Genomic DNA, 21,906 nt, shown 5'->3' with positions numbered 1-21,906 from the left:
TGGTCTAACGATCTCGAAGAGTATTGATATGCGCTATGACGTGATTGTAGTTGGGGCAGGCATCGTAGGAACCTCTATCGCGTGGCATCTGCAAAAAAACAATGCGCAGGTGCTGTTACTCGATAAAAAGCTCCCAGGAGAAGAAACCTCCTATGGTAATGCGGGCATTATCACCAGAGAAGCGGTCAATACCAAACCTTTTCCGCGAAGTGTTAAAGAGATTTTTAGTGTATTGCCAAACAACCGTACCGATATTCGCTACCGTTGGTCGGCAATTTATGGTTTTCAGCGCCCTTTATTTCAGTACTGGCTACATTCCAGCCCAAAAAATGTTGAAGTCATCGATAAAGAATGGGCGACGCTGATTGAGCATTGTACCAATGAGCACGAGCCGTTGATTAAAGCGGCTGGCGCAGAAGCGTTGGTCAGTAAAATAAGCTGGATTGAGCTTCATCGTCATTCGATTGCTTTTGAAAAAGCTATTAGCAAAGCCGTAAAGGCTGCGGAGCAAGGCGTAGAGTATCAAGTGCTATCGCTAGTAGCGCTGCAAGCCCTAGAGCTCAATCTGAACGTTACCGATTATATTGGCGGTATCCACTGGAAAAACTCGTGGCAAATAAAAAATCCCAGTCGCCTTGTAAAAGCCTATGCAAAAAGCTTTGCAGCGATGGCGGGCGAGATTAAGCAGTTAACCGTGACAGACATTATGCAAATGGCAGAAGGCTGGCAAGTTGTATGCGGCGATGATACCTACGTCTGTCAGCATGTCGTGATAGCGGCAGGGCCTTGGTCAGCTGAGCTTATCAAGCCACTGGGTTATAACATACCGATGTTTCCTATGCGTGGCTACCATCAGCATTTTAAGATCACACCTAAAAACGCCCTTTCACACAGCTTATTTGATGTCGATGAAGGGTTTGTGATGGGTGCAATGGAGCAAGGCATCAGAGTTACCACGGGTGCTGAAATGGCAAATTTAGACGCGCCAAAAAAATTTGACCAACTAGAAGCCGTGCTGACTCATGCAAGAAAGCTTGTGCCACTTGAAGATGCCGTGGAGGCTGAATCATGGTGCGGGACAAGGCCTTGTATGCCAGATATGAAGCCAGTGATTGGCCCTGCATCAAAACATGATAACTTGTGGTTTGCGTTTGGTCATGCTCATCAAGGGCTGACATTAGGACCAGTCACAGGGCGTCTTATCGAAGAGATGATTCATAATAAACCATTACTTATAGATGCTAAGCCATTTAGTAGTCATCGTTTTACTGCTAGTTTTTAACCGTTTTCCAAAGCGACTTCCTCCCTTTGCTGCTTCTCCTATCTTTCCTTCTTGCATCATGCATTTTATTTCCATTCTTACTGATTAATAAGCAAGATACGGTGCGTTATCGTAGCGCTTATGGCGTGCCGTTAATATTATTGATAGTCATTCAAACACCCTAAAAAAATAGAAATGAGGTAACATTAGTCTTAGGAAAGACGTGCAAATGTAAATAAAAAAGGGAGTTTAAACATGAAAGGAATCACACGCTTCTCAAACAGCTTAATGGAGAAATATTTACCCGATCCATTTTTATTTGTCATTATCTTGACCTTGGTTATTTTTGTCATGGGCTTGGGTCTGACCGATTCCTCACCGATACAGATGGTGGCGTTTTGGGGCGAAGGGTTTTGGGCACTACTGGCGTTTTCGATGCAAATGGTGTTGGTGCTGGTCACGGGTTATGTGTTGGCCAGTAGCCCGATATTTAAAAAAGCGCTGGGTAAACTGGCCAGCTTTGCAAAGTCGCCCAGTAGCGCGATTATATTGGTCACCTTGGTATCCCTTGCCGCTAGCTGGATAAACTGGGGCTTTGGCTTGGTGATTGGCGCGTTATTCGCAAAAGAATTGGCAAAACGTGTCGAAAATGTGGATTACCGTTTGCTGATTGCCAGTGCGTATTCTGGTTTTATCATTTGGCATGCAGGATTCTCTGGCTCGATTCCGTTATCCATTGCAACAGAAGGCCATCCCTTCGTCGATAAAATTGGGGTGATTCCAACGAGTGCTACCATTTTTGCGAGCTATAACTTAATTATCGTCGCGGCATTGGTCATTATCGTGCCGTTATTAAATCGTCTGATGATGCCGAAAAAAGAAGATACGATTACGGTAGATCCAAAACTTCTCGTAGATCCTATCGTTGAAGCGCTTCCAGCAAAGTCAGCGATGACCCCAGCGGAGCGTTTAGAGAATAGTTGGATTTTATCCATGGTCATCGGCTTATTGGGTATTGCTTTTATCGTTTACTATTTCGTGCAGAACGGCTTTGCTTTAACGCTCGACTTGGTGAACTTCATGTTTTTATTTCTTGGGATTATATTCCATGGAACGCCGCGTAAGTATTTGACTGCCATACAAGAAGCGGTCAAAGGGGCGGGCGGTATTATCGTTCAATTCCCGTTTTATGCCGGGATTATGGGCATGATGACGGCTTCTGGTTTGGCCGGAGTGATGTCAGAAGCGTTTGTCAACGTCTCGACAGTGGATACGCTTCCGCTTTTTGCTTTTTTAAGTGCAGGACTGGTTAACTTTTTCGTTCCCTCAGGTGGCGGACAATGGGCCGTGCAAGCGCCAATTATGTTAGAGGCGGCGGAGATGCTCGGTAGTGATCCCGCCAAAGTTACGATGGCGGTAGCGTGGGGTGACGCTTGGACAAATATGATTCAACCGTTTTGGGCGTTGCCTGCCTTGGCAATCGCTGGACTCAAGGCCAAGGATATCATGGGTTTTTGTGTCATTGTCCTGATTGTCAGCGGCGTTGTGATTGGATTAGGGTTGTTGTTCTTATAAATAAAACTCCTAGTGATGGCCTTGCCTAGTTTATAGGTAAGGCTTTTTTTTGAAAAACCAAAACGCCTTACGCAAAAAATAATATCGCCCCATGAAATGCGCACCCTAATGGGGTATCATAGCTATCTTAAAATTAAATGAATCGCTTAAAGCAGCATTGATAAAGCAGCGTATCAATTCTCTTAACCAAATATTTATACCAGACCATTGATATAAGGCGTATCACGATGCAACAAAGACAGAATCCTATGGAACAAACGCCAAGCGCGGTAGAGCACCAACCGGTCTTTATGCCTAGAGTCAATAGTGACAATTTGGTCAAAACGGACATGGTGAGGTTTGAGCGCCATGTGGGGTTTGCCAGTAGACAAAAGAAAAAATCCATCAATGATATGCATCAAGTCATTCGCAAAAAATATGGCTTTAGCCATGTCTTAGAGCTGTCTAGCAAATCTGGCAATAAATTGAGTTTCCCGCTCAGTCCATTAAGCTTAAAAATTACCAATGAGCATGACGGTCAAGCCTATAGTGTCGAAAATGCTTTGCAAGCCAGTAAAGTATTCGAGCACGGTGGGCCGTATCCTGACTTACTGACCGTCGCACCAAGACAGGCCAAAAAAGACGAGCGCTTAACAACCTCTGGTGAGCTGATTGGCTATGATTATTTTGGCATGGAGTGGAGTCTTGAGCCATTAACCGCGTTTTATGATTGGCTGTATGTCAATGCGCTCAAGCAAAATCCTCAGCTAAATGAAGATGTTATGCAGTATCAGGCCTTTACCGATCGTGAGTTTAATCCCAAAAAATCTATCCATTGTGCGGCCTATTCGCTAGCGATGTTTGTCGCGCTCAATAAACGTGGGTTGCTTGATGGCGTTGAAGACCCGATTGTGTTTTATGATTTATACCATGACTTTAAAGTCAGTAATACCGCTAAACTTCTGGAAAATGGTTTGCTGTGATTGGTGTTTTTTAATTAAGTTACTAAGTATAAAGAAAGTTAAGCATAAAAAAAGCACCGAGCTTGCATGGCTTGGTGCTTTCTGTTTTTAGCGTGGAGATTGTTATTTCTAATTCATAGCCAGTACTTACAGCAACTCTTTACGCAGCTGGGCAGGCGTTTTAGGCGATAACAAGCTAGGCGCGACATCGAGGACGGTTTTTGCGCCACTCTCTCCTGCTTGATTCATTTTATAAGCAGCGCGGGCATAGGCTACGAGTACGCTTGAGGTAAACTCGGGGTTACTGCCAAGCTTTAATGAAAACTCTAATACTTGATTATTCTGCTTATCATCCATGCCGCTCACACCACTGCGAATAACGAATCCACCATGCGGCATTTTTTGATGGTCACGCTCAAACGTCTGCTCGTCAATAAAGTGCACTGTGGTATCGTAGTCGGCAAAGTAATCTGGCATGGTGACGATGGTGTTGCGTACGCTATCGCTATCGGCGCCATCAGCGAGCACGATATAGCATTCGCGGGTATGTTTCTCGCGGGTGCTTAGCGTTGGCTGCTCGCCATTGCGTACTTTTTCCATCGCAGATTCTGAGGGAATGGTATATTGCACGCCTGACTTAACACCATCCACGCGGCGTACGGCATCTGAATGTCCTTGGCTTAAGCCTTTGCCCCAAAAGGTGTAGGTTTCGCCAACGGGTAAAATGGCTTCGCCGTATAAGCGGTTGATAGAGAATAAACCGGGATCCCAACCAACAGACAACATGGCGACTTTATTGGCTTTTTTGGCAGGTGTATCAAGCGCGGCAAAGTACTCAGGAATTTTGGCGTGAGTATCAAAACTGTCGACGATATTAAACAAACCAGCGAGCGCTGGGCCTTGCTCAGGCAGATCTGACTTAGAGCCGCCACACAATATCAGCACGTCTATGTCGTTTTTATATTGGACAATATCGTCCATCGCGTACACGGGCACACTGTCGTCAATCAGGGTGACGGAGGCAGGATCGCGGCGGCTGAATACACAAACCAGCTGCATGTCTGGGCTTTGCTTAATGGCGGCTTGAGCACCGCGGCCAAGGTTGCCGTAACCGGCGATGGCGACTCTAATTATTGATGTCATTATGATTAGCCTTACGTTGATGAAGCGGGCAGTCTGTTATTGCTAAAGTGATACGTAATAAGTAACAATGCTATGCAATTCATACTTACTGTGAAATAAAGTATGCGCAGTAATCTGCCCTGTAATGAATAACTGATTGGTAGAAATGGCATCTATTTTAGAGGATTATGTTTATAAGTGATAGGGCGCGGTCATACTAAATTTCAGATGTGTTTAAGTATGTACCTTATATAATATGACTGCCTCAATGAGTCGCTAAGTTGTTTTTAGTAATGATAAACAGGTTTGGGTTCATCTCTCTTAAAATAGCTACTGAATTTCCTATATAATGTCAGCTATCTCGTTATTGATTATTCATTCAATTCAGTCTTTTTCTTAGTACAAAAAGCTTTTTATTAGGTGAAAATGGCACTTTATGTTTAACACTTCCTCGACTCGTTTAAATAAATATATTAGCGAAAGCGGTATTTGCTCTCGGCGCGACGCTGACCGTTTTATTGAACAAGGTAACGTGTACGTCAATGGCAAACGTGCTCAAGTAGGTGCGCAAGTGGTTGCTGGAGATACGGTAAAAGTTAACGGACAACTTATTGAGCCACGAGAAGCAGACGATTTCATTTTTATTGCATTGAACAAACCAGTCGGGATTGTGAGCACCACAGAAAGCTCTGAGAAAAACAATATCGTTGATTTTGTTGGACATAGTGATCGCATTTTCCCGATTGGGCGTCTGGACAAAGATTCTCAAGGTTTAATCTTTTTAACGAGCAATGGCGATTTGGTTAATAAGGTGTTGCGTGCGGGTAATAACCACGAGAAAGATTATGTGGTGACAGTCAATAAGCCGATAACCGATAGTTTTATTGAAGGTCTAGCAGGAGGCGTACCTATTTTGGGCAGGATGACGAAAAAGTGCCCGGTGACTAAGGTAGCGCCTACCGTGTTTAATATTACGCTAGTACAGGGATTAAACCGTCAAATTCGCCGTATGTGTGAGCATTTTGGCTATGAAGTCGTGAAGCTTGAGCGCACACGTATTATGAATGTGAGTCTTAAGGGTCTTCCCGTTGGAGACTGGCGAGATTTAACCCCAAAAGAGATGGCCGTTTTACTGAAATCTATAGAAGACTCTTCTTCAGAAGACAATACTGCGGCTAAGAAATCTCGTAAGGCGCCACGAAAAAAACCGCGTACTGATACTTCGTCAAAGTCAAAAGAATCTTCAAAACCAACAGGCGCAGCAAAGGGAAATGCTAAACATCCCAAAGATGGTGCTAGAAAACCAGCGGGTTCTAAAGGTAAAGACAGGCGTCCTTTCGGGGATAACAAGAAGTCTGGCGGCAATGGCAAACCTGCGGCCCATGGTAAGCGTCCTTCAAAAGGTCGAGGTTCTTCGCGGTCCTCAAAACGATAGGCCAGTAGGTAATGACTTTTGATGCAGTAGAGCAGTTAAGTTAAGTTAGGTTAGTCACCAAACTCAGTAGTGATATAATGCCGCGATAATCGATATTTTATAAAGGGTTTACATTATGGCTCGTACCGCTAGCGCCTTACACATTTTAGTAAAAGACAAAGAACTGGCTGATGACATTATGGCCAAACTTAAAAAAGGTACGCAGTTTGACGTGCTGGCTAAGAAACACTCAACCTGCCCATCAGGTAAAAAAGGCGGCAGCTTAGGTGAGTTTAAACAAGGTCAAATGGTACCAGCATTTGATAAAGTCTGCTTCAGCGGCGAACTTTTTACCCCGCATCTAGTGAAAACCAAATTTGGCTGGCATGTGGTTAAAGTGCTTTATAGAACGTAAGCGTTAGGTATTTATTTACTCAATGCACGAGAGTTATATAAAAACGCCAGTCGCTTAAATAATAACGATAAGCCCATCTCTCAAAAAAAAGCACATTACCTCTAGATATTACTGAAAGTTTGGTATTAATACGTCACAACATGGGCTATTGGCTGAATTTTTGATGATAGAAGGTGAAATTATTGCTCCGCAGCATTGGCAACTGACTTCAAGTAGGATAAAAGAGGTTAGGGACTTCAAGAAGAAGCATAAACTCGGTATTGCCATTAGGGTAGAGACTAACCAAAATTGCGATTGGAATTACCTAAGTTTGGTTCTACAGTTTCTTGAGCACAGCTAATACAGCTAAAACAATAGGGGGTGGTGTATCAAAAAGTATGCTGATTAAAGTTTGAACAATTCTTGAAGCCTTGAAAGGGCTGTAGAATAAGAAAACTTAGCATAGGTTTCTTATTGATTTTTATCGCTAGCATACTTTTTAGAACACCACCCAATAGGGTAAACAAGAAATGAACTGGTCATCTAGGGCAACCCTTTAATTTTTAACGAATAATGTGCTTATCTTTAATTGAGGCCACTTTTAAAAGTGGCCTTTTTTTTGCTGTGCTATTTTTATCTATAGTGTTTGCTAACAAAAAGTAGTGCTATCTCACGATGTAGACCTTCACTGTATCAAAAATATTTCAATACTGTATTGATAATCATTATTATTATCTTTATCATGTACAAACTATAATGTAACAAACCATATATTTAATCACCAATACTTTAATAAATAGCTCATTTTTTATAGCGTTTTATTAAGCTGACAAGTAATCGTGAGCATTGTTGCTTTGAATAACTGCCTTCCCTCAAATCCTCCTCACTTTCATTGAGATACCATTGATGTTTATGATTACACAAAGTAGAAAACAGCATAAACCTAACCCTTTAAGTTGGTTTGTTAAGCGAACCATGCACCTTTCAGCCATTGCTTCGTTGGCAGTAAGCTCATCTATGATTCATGCTGAAGTATCACAGCAACCAAACGATGACAACGGCATTGAAATCAATCGTGACGACAATAGGTCAGAACCAAGTACCACGCTACCAACTATCGTGGTCATGGCAGAGACCAATAAACAAGTCACGGAAAATACTGACAGCTATACAATCCCTGTCACCAGTAGCGCCACGGGTATGAGCTTGTCGGCCAGAGAAACCCCGCAAGCGGTCAGTGTGGTTACCAACCAGCAAATCAAAGATCAAAACTCAAACACCCTAATAGATGTGCTTAAACGCACGCCTGCTATCCAAGTAAGTAGCGTTGATGGCGCGCGTAATGGTCTTTCATCAAGAGGCTTTGCTATCAATAGCTTCCAAATTGACGGCTTAAATACCGATTTTGTCCAGCAAGCTGCCATGGGCGAATACTCTGCCAATACCGCGATGTTTGACCATGTTGAAATCGTACGCGGCGCGACTGGTTTGATGAGTGGCTCAGGAGACCCTTCTGCCAATGTCAATTTGATACGTAAGCGGGCTGATAGTAGCGTTCCTGCTACAGAGCTATCCGCCAATGTTGATCGTTATGGGCAATATGGTCTCAGTGTTGACCGTAGCCAGCCATTAAGCGAAAGCGGTGCGGTACGAGGCCGAGTGGTGGCAAGTTATCAAGATGGTGACACCTTTATCGACCGTCAAGAACTGGGTCAAAGTCTAGTGTATGCCACAGTAGATGCGGACCTGGGCGACAGCACTACAGTCAGTGTGGGTGCTAGCCGTCAACACAATAAATCAAAATCAACCATGTGGGGCGGTTTGCCAAACTACCTAAGTGATGGCTCAAAAGCGGATTGGGATACCAGTAAAAATGGCAGCGCAGATTGGACAAACTGGGATTCTGATAATACCTATTACTTTGCAGATATTGATCATGATTTTAATGCCGATTGGAACTTGACCACCAATGCCAGCTATAACGAGAGTGACAGTAGTCCAAAGTTGCTTTATATGTATGCCAATGGCGACCAAGTCGTGAATCCTGATACCGGACTGATTTTTAACCTAAACCCATTTCATGCCGATACCGAACGCAAACAGTTCAATGTCAAAAGCAAGTTAACCGGTAATTTTGATGCGCTGGGAAAGACGCATAAGCTCATCGTAGGCGGCTCTTATAGCAAAAGTGATCTTGATACTTTTACTTATAAGTCACCGCCTGATGGTATATTGCCGCTCCCAGATTTTTCTGACTGGGATGGCAGTTATCCTGAACCAGAATGGGGAGCGCGCAATCGCAGCTCTGATGTCACAACCAAAGAAAAAGCTATTTTTGCAGCAACTCAGCTCAAATTATCGGATCCTTTAGCCGTTATTTTAGGCACGCGTGTGTCTGATTTTGAACGCTCAGGTGTGCAGTATGGCCGTAACGTCAACACGGAAGCCAAACACATCTGGACTCCGTACGCAGGTATTACCTATGCGATTAATGACAATCACAGTCTTTATACCAGCTACAGTGATATCTTCAAACCTCAAACTCAGCGTGATATAAACGGTAAATTCCTCGATCCTATCGAAGGTAAAAACTATGAAATCGGTCTAAAAAGTGAGTCAGATAATGGCGCATTACAAAGCCAAGTGAGTATTTTTAGAATCGAGCAGGACAACCTTGCTCAACTTGATGGCGGTCAAATAATACCCGGCACCGATCTGGAGAAAGCCTACTACGGAGCAAAAGGTGCCACCAGTCAGGGCGTAGAAGTACAAGTGTCTGGTCAAATCAGCGACCAACTGCAAGCGAGTGTTGGTTATACGCATTTTAATGCTGAAGACAACAAGGGCAAAACCATCAATACTGGCTTTGCTGATACCACGCTGAATCTGTTTGCCACTTATAATCTTGATCATATCATTCCTAATTTAACCATTGGCGGCGGCGTTGACTGGTCAAATGGATACTATGGTATTGTCAAAAACCCTGTGACGAAACAATCTGAAAAGTACGGTCAAGATGACGTGACGCTTGCCAATATCATGGCAAGATATACTTTTAACGACAATCTTGAAGCGCAGGTTAATGTGAATAATTTGTTCAATCAAAAGTATCTTGCGGGCAGCACCTTTAGTGAATTGACTTACGGTGAGCCTTTGAATGTAGTCGGCAGATTAACCTATCGCTTTTAATCGATCGCTTTTCACTTTTATGCCGATCATGACCTTTCACTTTCATACGCAGGCAGTCACATGAGTAAGCGCCGTAGCAGTCATGGTTTTTATCTACCTGAGTTTAAAGTCCTCAGTCGTATTTTTTTAGCGATTATTGGTAGCTATGGCATCGCGGTGCTTACGAGTTTGACGTTTTTGGCCTTACCTATAGATGAGATTTCTGCCATCTATTGGGGTCAAATTGCTAGCGTTGTTGTATGCGCGCTCATTCTTGTCTTAGTATTTTCTTTGCGTCGTTTATGGCTGGTATGGACGCTGGTCGTCGGTATTGCAGGGCTATTAGGGATGATTGATTATGTCGCTATTTAGATTTTTCTTACCATCAGGCCGTTATTATGCCCTCAGACTCTACTAAGACCCAAACTGCCACAATGAGTAATATTCAGACAAAAAGTAAAACTAAAGTGAAGGGCTATCGAGTCATTTTGTCTGACGTCCATACTTGGTTTGGCCTGTTATTAGGTTGGTTGCTGTTCACCATTTTTCTGATGGGCACGGTCAGTTATTTTAATAATGAGCTGACAACATGGATGCAACCTGAAATTCCGGCACGCTCTCAGCAAACGCCATTAACGTCTTCAACATTTACGCACAACCGAAATGTGACGAATCTAAAAGATAAGTCAGATGGTTTTGGTAGGGCAATCGCTCACTTACAGCAAACCCAAGCCCATGCCAAAAACTGGTTTATTGCTAAAGATATTGATAGCGATAATATTGCTCAACGTCTGCATATCAATGTGACTACAGATGACAAAAGGCTAAAATATCATTTTGATACGCAAACCCAAATGGCATATACGCCAAGAGATACCGTAGGCGGTCACTTCTTTTATCGTATGCATTTTGATTTGCATTATATGAGTGTGATATGGGCCAGAATTATCGTCGGTATAGCTTCTATGATGATGTTGATTGCTATTATCACAGGCGTTATTGTCCACAAAAAGATATTTACGGATTTTTTTACCTTTCGTTGGGGCAAGGGGCAACGCTCGTGGCTTGATGCGCACAATGCTTTTTCTGTGCTGCCAATACCGTTCCATTTGATGATTACCTTTACCGGCATCATTACCTTAATAACCTTATATATGCCGTGGGCAGGCATGGTATCTGGGGTAGATAATGAGCAGTTTTTTAAGGAAATTTACTCTTATCGGGCAGCGGATGCAACCGAGTTACAGGCTGCCCCTATGGCCAGTATTGCTCCATTGCTTGCCACGACACAATCTGATTGGCAAAAACGTAACCCCAATTATACCGTGACCAGTGTCAGTATTAATCATCCCAATACTGACCAAAGTATGATTATTATCGACGGTAAAGCTGAGCATCAATTATCGACGCTAGGGGTGTTTCGTATTTATGATGGACGAACAGGAAAAATACTCAAAGACAGTCGACCGCCGCCGCACGCTGTGCAAACACAAGCGGTCATGATAGGTTTGCATGCAGGGCGCTTTGCTGATAATTGGCTGCGTTGGTTGTACTTTTTATGTGGCACAGCGGGCTGCGGTATGATTGCAACAGGCTTAGTGCTTTGGACAGTTAAACGTCGCCGCCAATTATTCACTATAGATAAGCCTGATTGGGGATTTTGGTTAGTAGAAAAGCTCAATATTGCGACACTGGCGGGATTGCCTTTAGCAATGATAGGTTTTTTATGGCTCAATCGTTTATTGCCGTTAGAGTTAACAGGGCGAGGCAAGTGGGAGGTAGATGGGTTTTTTATCATCTGGGCGCTTGGTTTCTTGCTGACGTTATTACTGTCTAGTCGTCAGGCGTGGCGTCTATTACTATCATTAATTACTCTATTGCTTTTATTCACACCGCTACTCAACAGCCTAACTACCGAGCGTGGATTGCTTCACAGCATTTTGAGCGCCGATGTACTATTCATCAGCTTCGACGTTATGTTTTTTATTCTAGCGCTGCTGTTTGCTTATATTACTTATATGGTCAGTTTTAAGAAAGCATCTCACCAGCAAAAAATAAAGTCGCCTAGTCGTTCAAAGCTTCAGATGGAAAATGTATAGTATGTCTAACGCGCTGTTATCTGGATTGCTATTGGCATTTAATCTGCTAGGTATGATGGCATTAATGATGACCAGTAAAAGATATAGGAATAAGTTTCATCTCAAACGGCCACTCTTAGTCGCCGTAAGGTCAAACCTGCTATCTCATCATGATGAGCAGAAACGATATATCACTAAACAGCAAAGGTTACGATGGCTGGGATTGCTACTGCTATTGATAGGTTTCATTTTCCCTTTTTTTGCACCTCATACTGGTTATTTTATCGTTGTCTGGTTTGCCAGCTTAATCGTAGCAGCAGGAGTTGTATATTTGAGCATGGTTGTTTATGAAAAACTGGAATAGTCAGTTTATATAAAAGCGCCAAATTCAAAAAAAAATTCTCCCGCTTGCAGTATGCTTTGATATTAAACATTTTAATAGTACGACTTATTAGCAGTTATTCTAGCTAAGCAATTACTCTAACATAGCAATGGCGTCCGCACTGGCACGTTGGCGTTCTTCTGCATTTAACTCAGTCAGCCTTCCTTCTTTCATCATCAGCAAGCGGTCAGCATGCTCAAAATAACCGTCGTCATGACTGATAATAAACAGTGTTTTGCCCATGGCTCTTAATTCAGGAATCAGCGCTTGATAAAATACTCGGCGAAAAGCAGGGTCTTGGTCGGCGGCCCATTCATCGAGCAGCAGAAAGTCTTTTTGTTCGGCGACAGCGAGCAGCATGGCCAAGCGTTTGCGTTGTCCTTGTGACAGCTTGTCGGTAGACAATCGATGGTCAGTTACCGTCACTTTATCTTGCAGGTTTAATTTATGCAGCCACTCGGTCACTAAAGACCTATCAGGGTCATTGTCTTGGCTGCCAATCAGTTGTTTAAAAAGATGTTGATCGCTAAAAATAGCAGAAAATAGCTGCCTATAATTGGTATTGTTTTCCGAATCAATCGTCTGCTGGTCTACTTTTACAGCGCCTATCGTAGGCGTAAAAATACCAGTAATGATTTTTGCAAGGGTAGATTTACCGCTGCCATTAGAGCCTATCAAAAATACCACTTCGCCGCGCCTCAAGGTGAGATTGACATTTTTTAAAATGTCATTAGTAAGCGACTCATTTTCAGGTACACCTTCTTGTGTATGGTGGTTTATACCTTGATAGCGATAGCTCACATTGTTTAGTGAGATGGTCTGCCAGTCATTTGCTGCTATATTGGTTAAAAACGCTGGTTGATAATCAGCAAGCGCCAACGTCTGTATTTTATCTAACGCGACTTGCGCCGTTTGTAAAGTTGGATAAGCGCCAACGGCTTGTAGCAGCGGCGATTGCATAAATAGAATGGTTAAAGAAAAAGTGGTGGCAACGCTCATGGGAATATTAAGATAGTTTGAGACCGCAAAGACGACACCAATCGCTGCAAACATCATAATGTTCGACCAATTCACTGCTGATAAGTGAAAGGTATCTGCTTTAATAACGCGCTCTTTATAAGACTGGGCGTGACTTAAAAAATCATTGGTATACAGCTTTTGCGCGCGGTGCTGATTAAGTGCAAGCTCTTTTCGCCCTTCGATAATAGATTGATAATCTTGATACAAAAGATCATTAATCTCCCTTAATTCTGTTAAATGCCTATAAACGTGCTTCACCAAAATGGTGCTTATCCAAATCGTCATCACAATCCAAACCATGATGATCAGCAATAATGGCAATGACAACCAACCCAAATATAAGGCGACTCCGCTAGATAAAATTACCCCTTGAACCAACTCTGGCATACGGACAAAAGCGACGGTAATCGATTGGATATCGGTAGATAAGCTGGCGAGTAGTTGGGCGTTCCCTAACTTGTCAATCTGCGGAACGTTGGTATCGATAATTTGTTTTACCAGCTTGGTTCTGAGCTCATACACAAATCTATGACCCAAGCGGGTTAGGGCATATTGTGATAAAAAAGTCGTGACTAATAGGAGAACGACTAACGCTGAAAAATAGCCTAAACTTTGCCATGACAAGATATTAAAAACAGACTGACTGATAAACGTGTGATTAATATAAGCAATAATACCCACACTGACCGCCGCATTGACTAAATTTAATAAGATAACTTTGAGAAAAGGCAGGCGATAATGCGACCAGATCATATGATATAGAGAGGCTGTAGCGCGAGAGGACATAAGGACTCAATAATAAAATGAATTTTGCATATTTTTAGATAGCACAAAAGGGAGTAGGTGGCGCCTAATCCCTTTTATTCAAACCGGATAATGATTCTATAACGACAATTTAATCAGTATAGTCGTTTCATTGGCGAAGCTTAGCATTCAAATTTAAAAGTCAAACGTCGCTGAAACTTTTAACGCAGTGGGTTCGCCCGCATTTAAATAACCAGCATCTGTATAACCACCGACTGACTGCCAATAATCTTCGCCCGTGACATTGGTTACCATGCCTTTTAAGGTGACATCTTGACCTGCTAGCACGGTCTTATAGCGAGCACCAAGATCTAACGTCGTATAACCGTCAACTTTTAAAGTGTTGGCATTATCGGCATAGCGTGGGCCCGTATGAATGATATCACCTGTTAAGGTTAGTCCTTCGAGTGCCGCAACATCATATTCTAGATTAACATTGCTCTGTAAGGTAGGAAGACCAATGACTTTATTACCCTCTAACGCCGCATCACCGGTGTCTTTTTGTTTGGCACTTAAATAACTGACGCCCGCATTTAGGCGCATATTTTCGCTAGGGCTACCAAATACGGACAGTTCTACGCCTTGGTGACGGTTTTTACCAGCAGATATAAGGGTGTTTGAAGCATCGATATAATCACGTGCGGCATCAGTGCGATATATTGCCAAACTACTGCCAATAAGCCCGTTGTCATACTTCACGCCAATTTCAGTTTGTTCGCTCACGTAAGGGTCCAAAGCTTGACCCGCATTAGTAACGGGAGCATTGTTATTTGTCTGCGGGGCTGTTTTTCCTGGTGCTAAGCTTTCAATATAGTTACCGTAGAATGACCAGTCCATGTTCGGTTGATAGACAATACCGATACTTGGAGTCCACTCACTCTTATCGTAATGAGCCGTTTCTGCCTGCGTGTTGGCATCATAGCTGGTGGTTTTTATATTTTGATGACGTACACCCAAGGTGGTTTTCAGTTTGTCATCGAACAGCGATATGGTGTCTGCTAGCGCAAAGCTTTGGAGTTGCTTTTCATTGGTTAATTTTGGATCGTCTAAGTTGCCGCCAAACGTAGTTGTACTTGTAAAAGGGACTTCCGTGTAGTCGGTAGGGCGGTAAAAATTGGTCGCTAGCTGATTGCCAAAATCATATGCGAATGCGCCTTTTTCTTCTTGATCATAGAGGTTTGCGGCCAACACTAAGTTATGAGCCACTTCACCAGTTTGTAATTTACCACGTAGACCAAGCTCGGCACTTTGTACCAAATCTTCTCTAGAGTTATCAAAACGATAAATCGTGCCCGCACCATCAGCACTGTTGACGGTTAAGGTGGCTAGTGAGTTTTCTTCCTCGCCACTTCGTATGCCGTAAGCACCATAAGCGGTGAGATTATCATTAAAGTCATATTCTCCTCGAATGGTACCAAAGATATCTTTTTCATCTGAGTAGGTCCAAGGCTGCGCCCAATTTTTTGAGCCGTCTGGCGCTTTTGGTACACGAGAAACACCGCCGAGATTGACACTAGGGCGAGTCTCTTTGAGTTTGTTATCTTGCCAGCCTAAATCTGCTGATAATCGGTATTGCTCGCCTTTATAATCTAGCCCAAGCGCTGCCAATCCCAATGTTGAAGATTCATCATCGATGGCACTATCGCCATCTTGATAAGCGGCATTAAAGCGCACGCCAAATGCCTCCTCAGTACCAAAACGGTCACTCACGTCGACGGCAACTTTACCTTGGTCACCTTGACCATAACCAAGCGTTAATTGGCGTAGCGGATCATTACTAGCACGTTTTGGTAATAGGTTAATCGTACCACCAGCATTGCCGCCACTAGGCGCTGCACCGTTTAGCATGGCAGAAGCGCCGCGTTGGACTTCAACACGCTCAAATAATTCGGTGGCGATATACTGTCGGGGCAAAATACCATATAGGCCATTAAACATCGTATCATCTGATGTGGTGATGAAACCGCGCATAAAGTAAGCTTCTTGAAAGTTACCAAAACCTCTGGCCACGCGTACCGTTGGGTCTTTTTTGAGCAGGTCGCCCACGCTTTGTGCTTGTTGGTTGGCAATGTATTCGTTGGTATATGAGGTAGTAGAAAATGGCGTATCCATGATGTCTTGATTGCCTAAAATTCCTACGCGGCTTCCGGTCGCCACTTGGCCACCTTCGTAAGCATCTGGCAATCCATCCGCTGACGCATCCGCACTACTGGTCACTACAATCGTATCAAGTACCACACTTGGTACATCTGATTGACTGTTGTTATTTATATCGGTTTGTGCCCACGCTGCTTGGCTTGCAGCAAGTAAAACGACTGAAGTAGAAAGATGAAAGATAGACAGTGATTTTACTGAAAATGGGTGACGCGCTCTGTTAGTTGCTTTGAGGCAAAGTAGAGCAGAATATAGGCGAGACAATTGCATGAATGTTACCAATATGTAAGTTAAATCACTATTATAATGATAAGCATTTTCATTACAATAGTGGCGCGTTATTAATTTTAAAAATTTTTAAAGCCCTAAATAGCGATAATGTTGTCATGTCGTTATTGAAGTATTAACCATATAGGTTACGCTCTAATACGCCGCATCAAATATAGAAAATAAGCGCCGCCAATAATGGCAGCGATGGTGCCAGCAGGTATCTCATAGGGGAATATAAGATAGCGTCCAACCCAGTCTGCTATGACCATTAAGCCCGCGCCTAAGATAGCGGACAGTTGAATTTGACGTTTGAGCTTCACCGCGCCTAATGTGCTGGCAAGGTGAGGAATCATCAGACCCACAAAACTGAGCGGACCCACTGCCAATGTTGATATCGTACTCAGTAATGCTACAAGAATGAGTATCAAGGTTTGATACAACCTCAAAGATACCCCAAGCTCACGGGCAATCCCGCTACCTAGGCTCAATATTTCTAATGGTTTTATGACCATAAAGCTTAATAGGAAAAGTATAAAAGCCAACCCTACTAAAATCCATGCCGTTTCTGGACTGGCAAGATATGTTGAACCTGATAGCCAACTTAACATCGCTTGTAGCCGCTGATCGCCAGATATTTTTACCAGGCTTAATAAACCGCCCATCAATGCGGCAATGGCCACACCAACTAATAATAAATAAGCTGGATTGATTCGACGGGCAAGCCATAAGATCAAGCTAAGGACAATAAAAGCGCCCAATAATCCTGATAATATAATGCCTGTGTAGCCAAAACTGGGTAGGAAAACAAAGGCCAGTACCACACCTATCGCCGAGCCTGAGCTGATACCGAGTACTTCAGGGCTGGCCATCGGGTTACGTGTCAAGGTTTGTAGCAGCACGCCAGCAGTGGCTAGCATTATGCCAGTGGCGGCTGCGCTTAACGTGCGAGGCAATCTAAAGTCAATAATCAAATGTCTTAGCGTACTAAGCTGCCAGCCATTTGAAGTCGCCGTAAAGATAAGCACGCCTATGATCAACAGTATTAAGGCGACTCCCCAACCTATTAAATGAGTGTCACGGCGTTCTGAAACCAAGGCTGGAATAACCTCATCGGTATGTTGACGACTTTGGCTCACGATTAACCATATCACCAATGGCGCACCAAGTATGGCCGTCATTGCATCAGCAGGAATATTTAGGCTTAAATAATGTTGTAATAGCGTCGTGGCATTACTGGTGATCCATAATAATAGCGCCCCAAACACATAACCCAAAAGCAGGCGGTAACCAATACGCCGTACCGAAAACACATTAACCAGTGTGGCAGCTCCCAAACCAATAAAACCAATAGGGCCCACGCGACTGACGACAAGGGCGGTCAGTAGGGCCACCAATCCTACCACCAATCCACGAATGAGATTGATAGGAACACCCAAACTTTTGGCTTGCCTATCATCTAAGCTCATTATTTCTAATGGTTTTAATAAAGGCATTAAGCTAATAAAGGCGACCATACTAGCGGTGCTTAATACGGCAGATACTTGCCAGTTATTCTGCGTGAGACTGCCCGCCGCCCAGACCATAACGTTTAAGGTTTCTTCAGCATAATAAATCAATAATAAAGCAGTAATAGCGCCCAATAAAATATTGGTCACCAGTCCGCCAAGCACCAATACCAAAGGATTCATTCGGCTAGGCGCAGCTAGAAGAAATACAATCGCCATACTGCCAAGTGCGCCAACAAAGGCGACCCAAAAACTTCCCCCTAACGCCAGACTAGGCAGGAATAACGTGACAATGAGCAGCGCCATGTTTGCACCGCTACCGACTGCCAATGTCGTGTCTGAGGCCAGTGTATTTTTCACCAGCTGTTGTAATAACACACTGACCAATCCTAAAAGGCCACCAGCGGTCAATGCTACCAACATGGTCGGTAGGATTTGTAGCTGGATACTCATGTCCGAAAGCGATAGCTCAAATGAGGGTATGAATATTTCTAAAAAAGCGAGAGGCCATAGTTGATGTACGACTGCATAACTGCTGACTACTGCTAGCAGCATTAAGAAAACGACCATCATATAAATACGGTTAGCAGACAAAAAATTATTTTTATTCATCATAAATCGGTATGGCCTACAAAAGTGACATTCGTTAAGCGCTCAGCCAAAACATTCATAGAAGCCACGCCACTGTTGTTCCATGTCGCAGGCAGTAAGGTGATACAGCGGCCTTTTTTGCTAGATGCATGCGCTTGATTAAAGGAATAACCCAAGCGCTGCCACACTAAGCTGTCTTCTAATTCAAGTTTGAGAAGGTCACTAAGAGGTTCAACGACCACAAGGCAGGTATCGTCATCAAGCTGCGCTAAATCTCCTAGCATAATGGGCGTAAACCCCCATTGATTGCCATCTGCCAACGCCACTAGCTGTAATTCCATCGTGTCTAAAGCAGGTTGAAACAAGCTATTATACGAAAACATACGCAAATTATTGGTATCGGCAAATTGCACGACAGCCAATTTTTTGATATGAGGATAACGCGCATGAAAAGTCTGTCCTGCTTGTATGATTTGTTTCTTACTGGTGTCTAGATAATCTTGTGCGGCTTGCGGTTTATTGATAGATCGGCCCAATTCTAACGTCGGTTCTATAAAGTCTTCCCACTTTGCGATTTGGTTGGGACTGGTCAATTCAATAGAGTGGATAGGCAAATCGCCGTACATAGGACGCAAGTGCGCATAAAAATCGTTGTCTATGACCAAATCCAAGTCTAGCTGTGAGAGCATTTCAGGATTGGGTTGGTAGCGTGTTCCCACGTCGAGAGTCGTATCAGGTATAAGAGGCTTACCAACCCATTCTCTATAGAAAGGTTTGTCGCCCATAGCAACTGGTGGGTATCCCATGGCCGTCAGCGTCGCCGCAATACCCCAATCAGGCGTCATGACTTTAGGTATTTTTTGATTGTCTTTAGGTGACATTACTTGTGGCGCTTGTGATGTAGCGTCAGACGACTGGCAACTGCTTAACAATAAACTTGAGCATAATGCCAGACATAGCCCGAACGAAAAGATGAGCGCTTTCATATAACCGCGACTTTATGAGTAGTGGTAGGATGAGTTAACAATGTAAAATCGACACCAAATATCGAGCGCAGTACATCCTTTTCCATGGTGTGTTTGACATCACTCATATGGCAAAGCTTGCCTTGTTTTAGGGCGATAAATTCATCACAAAACCTTGCCGCTAAATTTAGGTCGTGCAGGATAATGACAACACCTAAGCCTTGCTCGTCGACCAATTGACGAATCAGTTTTAACACTTCTATTTGATAGACCACATCCAGCGCCGCTAATGGCTCATCCAATAGCAGATACTTTGTCTGTTGGGCAAGGCACATCGCCAACCAGACGCGCGCTCGCTCACCACCTGACAACGTTGATACTTGGCGGTTTCTAAAGGCGTCAACTTGAGTGAGGGCGATGGCTTTTTCTACTTGTTGATGATCATCAGCAGTCGGTTTTTGCAGCCACTTTTGATGAGGGTATCTGCCTAACATCACAAGCTCATAGACCGTAAAAGCACCCGCATCAGGTAGATTTTGCGGTAAATAGGCAAGATGCGTCGCCAGTCTTTTAGCAGAAAAACTTCGCAAATCTGTATTTTCTATTTCAATGCCACCTTGCGTAGGTGTCATCTCTCCTGCCATGGCTTTTATAAGGCTAGATTTACCAGAACCATTATGCCCAATGAGGGCATACAGTTTATTTGGTTCGATGATAAAAGAAGTCGGGTGAAGCAAAACTTTTTTTTGACGAATTAGGCTTAAATTATTGATGTGCATCATAGTGAGCAGTCGAAAGTAAATGGGGCATTTTAAAGAAAAGTAGCTGGTTAATGCAAATGATTTTCATTTTATTTATAGAATTGAAGCAGTTATTGAGCGCGCCAATAGACTTTTATGACCATATCTTGACGAGATAAACCAAGAGTTACCTTTAATTGTTGTCTTAATGACTTGATGTCTGCCGCTTCAAGCGCGCCCCATACCTTGCCAATCTTAAGAGGCAATGTTATTGATTTTGCATGTAATAAGCTCATGATTTGTTCAGGAATTTCGGTTGTTGGTGTCTTAATGATATGAAGTAGATTCTCTTGTAGAAAACGCTCATCATGACCTAAGTGCTGACAGAGATTGAGAGTGTGTAAATAACTGATGTCTTCTGGATCTTCGGTGATAGTAATGACAAGGGGCGGCAACGGATTTTGCCAGTTTTCTAATAGATTGGCGACGGTAGGTAGAGAGGTTTCATCGCAAATTAATAAGCATTGTCCCTCACTGAGGTGTTCTATTTTTTCTGGATAATCGCGCACCGTTTTTATTGGCATGCCGCAGACGAGAGAGCGTGCCCAATTGCCACCTGGCGTGTTGCCATGGATATAAACATCTATCCAAGCTTGAACAGACGAGCGGATTGGATCTCGCCATGCTTTTCGCAGGGTGTAGTAGCGCTGTAAAGGTTTATCGTTATTTTCTGACTCACCATTTATGGTAGATAAAACTTCAGCATTTAACTCAAATAAATACGCGTAGCCGGGATGATTGAGTGGGATATTATCGGGTGCTGTGACCACCAGTCGATACATATTAGAACTGACATAATAACCATCAATCACGCTAAAGTATTGTTCTTGAAGTTTGATTGTACGCTTACCAAGTTTAGTAGCGGATGACTGCAATAACGCTATATATTGTTCATGTAGTGTCTCAGCGTCGCTAATAGGCACAAAAAAGTTGATAAAGTATTGATGATTAATACTAGAAATGTTTTCAGCGAGGCTGTTATTAGTAGAACTGCTATCTTTTAACGTATTAGAGTTATTTTGATACCGATTCATCGTCATAACATCTAGCAAAAGGCCGTCGGGATACAGCTCTTTTATCGATACTATATCGTACTCGCCGACTGAAGCAGGGGTAAAGGCATTGATAAACATCGCAAGTTCATCTTGATACTCTTCATTAAGATGATGAATAAACATGGCTTTATCAGCAAAGGCTAATGGGGTTTTATCGATGTCGTAACGAGTAAGCGTTTCAGCCATAAAGGGTCATCCAAGCCAAAAAATCACATAAGGTTCATTCATATAACCGTCAAGTAAATGGCATTTGAAAATATAAGGTAGCGGAGAATAGAGATAAAAATAGCAAAAGTTTAATCAATAAGTATTGCGAGTCAAGCAAGGCGATAGAATTAGTAATCGATAATATGAATTAAAAATACCTAAGCGTTATTGATAACCATTAACATCTAGATTATTATTAC

16 protein-coding genes are annotated in these 21,906 nt (G+C 43.0%); 9 read left to right on the top strand and 7 right to left on the bottom strand.

Annotation, left to right across the window (positions count from 1 at the left end):
- Nucleotides 1-28: 28 nt before the first annotated feature.
- The 3 genes from CXF58_RS04010 (at nt 29) to CXF58_RS04000 (ending at nt 3,798) form a co-directional block, all read left to right on the top strand.
- Entirely contained in the window at nt 29-1,282 is a 1,254-nt protein-coding gene (locus CXF58_RS04010; protein WP_102076683.1) for an NAD(P)/FAD-dependent oxidoreductase, read from the top strand.
- 234 nt (nt 1,283-1,516) lie between these two features.
- Nucleotides 1,517-2,836 carry a short-chain fatty acid transporter gene (locus CXF58_RS04005; protein WP_102076682.1) on the top strand — a complete coding sequence of 440 codons (1,320 nt, stop codon included), beginning with the start codon at nt 1,517-1,519 and terminating at the stop codon, nt 2,834-2,836.
- Between the two features lie 248 nt (nt 2,837-3,084).
- Nucleotides 3,085-3,798 (top strand): DarT1-associated NADAR antitoxin family protein, encoded by a 714-nt coding sequence (locus tag CXF58_RS04000; protein ID WP_102076700.1) that lies wholly within the window; start codon nt 3,085-3,087, stop codon nt 3,796-3,798.
- Nucleotides 3,799-3,924: 126 nt separating this feature from the next.
- Here the strand turns inward: CXF58_RS04000 and CXF58_RS03995 are convergent, their stop codons facing one another.
- A complete protein-coding gene (locus CXF58_RS03995) occupies nt 3,925-4,920 on the bottom strand; it encodes a diaminopimelate dehydrogenase (protein WP_102076681.1) in 996 nt (331 codons plus the stop codon).
- 415 nt (nt 4,921-5,335) lie between these two features.
- Between CXF58_RS03995 and rluF the strand changes: the two genes are divergently transcribed.
- The 6 genes from rluF (at nt 5,336) to CXF58_RS03965 (ending at nt 12,317) form a co-directional block, all read left to right on the top strand.
- Nucleotides 5,336-6,334: a 23S rRNA pseudouridine(2604) synthase RluF gene (gene rluF / locus CXF58_RS03990; protein ID WP_102076680.1), complete on the top strand. Its 999-nt coding sequence runs from the start codon at nt 5,336-5,338 to the stop codon at nt 6,332-6,334.
- A 115-nt stretch (nt 6,335-6,449) separates the two neighbouring features.
- Nucleotides 6,450-6,728, top strand: coding sequence for a peptidylprolyl isomerase PpiC (gene ppiC, locus CXF58_RS03985; RefSeq protein WP_102076679.1), 279 nt, complete (start codon nt 6,450-6,452; stop codon nt 6,726-6,728).
- A gap of 891 nt (nt 6,729-7,619) precedes the next feature.
- A complete protein-coding gene (locus CXF58_RS03980) occupies nt 7,620-9,896 on the top strand; it encodes a TonB-dependent siderophore receptor (protein ID WP_180952522.1) in 2,277 nt (758 codons plus the stop codon).
- A 60-nt stretch (nt 9,897-9,956) separates the two neighbouring features.
- The gene (locus tag CXF58_RS03975; protein ID WP_102076677.1) at nt 9,957-10,247 is read left to right on the top strand and encodes a hypothetical protein; all 291 of its coding nucleotides are present in this window, start codon (nt 9,957-9,959) and stop codon (nt 10,245-10,247) included.
- 26 nt (nt 10,248-10,273) lie between these two features.
- Nucleotides 10,274-11,974, top strand: a complete 1,701-nt coding sequence (locus CXF58_RS03970; RefSeq protein WP_102076676.1) for a PepSY-associated TM helix domain-containing protein — start codon at nt 10,274-10,276, stop codon at nt 11,972-11,974.
- Nucleotide 11,975: 1 nt separating this feature from the next.
- A complete protein-coding gene (locus tag CXF58_RS03965; RefSeq protein WP_145989797.1) occupies nt 11,976-12,317 on the top strand; it encodes a hypothetical protein in 342 nt (113 codons plus the stop codon).
- 111 nt (nt 12,318-12,428) lie between these two features.
- On the opposite strand, the gene CXF58_RS03960 is transcribed toward CXF58_RS03965, so the two are convergent.
- From CXF58_RS03960 to CXF58_RS03935, 6 genes are all read right to left on the bottom strand, one after another.
- A complete protein-coding gene (locus tag CXF58_RS03960; protein WP_102076674.1) occupies nt 12,429-14,141 on the bottom strand; it encodes a multidrug ABC transporter permease/ATP-binding protein in 1,713 nt (570 codons plus the stop codon).
- A gap of 153 nt (nt 14,142-14,294) precedes the next feature.
- The gene (locus CXF58_RS03955; protein WP_102076673.1) at nt 14,295-16,583 is read right to left on the bottom strand and encodes a TonB-dependent receptor; all 2,289 of its coding nucleotides are present in this window, start codon (nt 16,581-16,583) and stop codon (nt 14,295-14,297) included.
- A 146-nt stretch (nt 16,584-16,729) separates the two neighbouring features.
- The gene (fhuB, locus tag CXF58_RS03950) at nt 16,730-18,703 is read right to left on the bottom strand and encodes a Fe(3+)-hydroxamate ABC transporter permease FhuB (protein WP_102076672.1); all 1,974 of its coding nucleotides are present in this window, start codon (nt 18,701-18,703) and stop codon (nt 16,730-16,732) included.
- Nucleotides 18,700-19,665, bottom strand: a complete 966-nt coding sequence (locus tag CXF58_RS03945; protein ID WP_102076671.1) for a TroA family protein — start codon at nt 19,663-19,665, stop codon at nt 18,700-18,702. The genes fhuB and CXF58_RS03945 overlap by 4 nt, the downstream gene beginning before the upstream one ends.
- Entirely contained in the window at nt 19,662-20,426 is a 765-nt protein-coding gene (locus tag CXF58_RS03940; RefSeq protein ID WP_102076670.1) for an ABC transporter ATP-binding protein, read from the bottom strand. The genes CXF58_RS03945 and CXF58_RS03940 overlap by 4 nt, the downstream gene beginning before the upstream one ends.
- Before the next feature lie 89 nt (nt 20,427-20,515).
- Nucleotides 20,516-21,685, bottom strand: a complete 1,170-nt coding sequence (locus CXF58_RS03935) for a siderophore-interacting protein (RefSeq protein ID WP_102076669.1) — start codon at nt 21,683-21,685, stop codon at nt 20,516-20,518.
- Nucleotides 21,686-21,906: the final 221 nt, after the last annotated feature.

This window comes from Psychrobacter sp. Sarcosine-02u-2, from assembly GCF_002836335.1.
In the GTDB taxonomy this organism is placed as follows: Bacteria; Pseudomonadota; Gammaproteobacteria; order Pseudomonadales; family Moraxellaceae; genus Psychrobacter; species Psychrobacter faecalis.
This window is presented reverse-complemented; position numbering and strand designations above follow the sequence as displayed.

What these genes read in the sequence shown, in the direction of transcription:
- CXF58_RS04010 (WP_102076683.1), top strand. Translation starts at nt 29, where the DNA reads ATGCGCTATGACGTGATTGTAGTTGGGGCAGGCATCGTAGGAACCTCT.
- CXF58_RS04005 (WP_102076682.1), top strand. Translation starts at nt 1,517, where the DNA reads ATGAAAGGAATCACACGCTTCTCAAACAGCTTAATGGAGAAATATTTA.
- CXF58_RS04000 (WP_102076700.1), top strand. Translation starts at nt 3,085, where the DNA reads ATGGAACAAACGCCAAGCGCGGTAGAGCACCAACCGGTCTTTATGCCT.
- CXF58_RS03995 (WP_102076681.1), bottom strand. Translation starts at nt 4,920, where the DNA reads ATGACATCAATAATTAGAGTCGCCATCGCCGGTTACGGCAACCTTGGC.
- rluF (WP_102076680.1), top strand. Translation starts at nt 5,336, where the DNA reads ATGTTTAACACTTCCTCGACTCGTTTAAATAAATATATTAGCGAAAGC.
- ppiC (WP_102076679.1), top strand. Translation starts at nt 6,450, where the DNA reads ATGGCTCGTACCGCTAGCGCCTTACACATTTTAGTAAAAGACAAAGAA.
- CXF58_RS03980 (WP_180952522.1), top strand. Translation starts at nt 7,620, where the DNA reads ATGATTACACAAAGTAGAAAACAGCATAAACCTAACCCTTTAAGTTGG.
- CXF58_RS03975 (WP_102076677.1), top strand. Translation starts at nt 9,957, where the DNA reads ATGAGTAAGCGCCGTAGCAGTCATGGTTTTTATCTACCTGAGTTTAAA.
- CXF58_RS03970 (WP_102076676.1), top strand. Translation starts at nt 10,274, where the DNA reads ATGCCCTCAGACTCTACTAAGACCCAAACTGCCACAATGAGTAATATT.
- CXF58_RS03965 (WP_145989797.1), top strand. Translation starts at nt 11,976, where the DNA reads ATGTCTAACGCGCTGTTATCTGGATTGCTATTGGCATTTAATCTGCTA.
- CXF58_RS03960 (WP_102076674.1), bottom strand. Translation starts at nt 14,141, where the DNA reads ATGTCCTCTCGCGCTACAGCCTCTCTATATCATATGATCTGGTCGCAT.
- CXF58_RS03955 (WP_102076673.1), bottom strand. Translation starts at nt 16,583, where the DNA reads ATGCAATTGTCTCGCCTATATTCTGCTCTACTTTGCCTCAAAGCAACT.
- fhuB (WP_102076672.1), bottom strand. Translation starts at nt 18,703, where the DNA reads ATGATGAATAAAAATAATTTTTTGTCTGCTAACCGTATTTATATGATG.
- CXF58_RS03945 (WP_102076671.1), bottom strand. Translation starts at nt 19,665, where the DNA reads ATGAAAGCGCTCATCTTTTCGTTCGGGCTATGTCTGGCATTATGCTCA.
- CXF58_RS03940 (WP_102076670.1), bottom strand. Translation starts at nt 20,426, where the DNA reads ATGATGCACATCAATAATTTAAGCCTAATTCGTCAAAAAAAAGTTTTG.
- CXF58_RS03935 (WP_102076669.1), bottom strand. Translation starts at nt 21,685, where the DNA reads ATGGCTGAAACGCTTACTCGTTACGACATCGATAAAACCCCATTAGCC.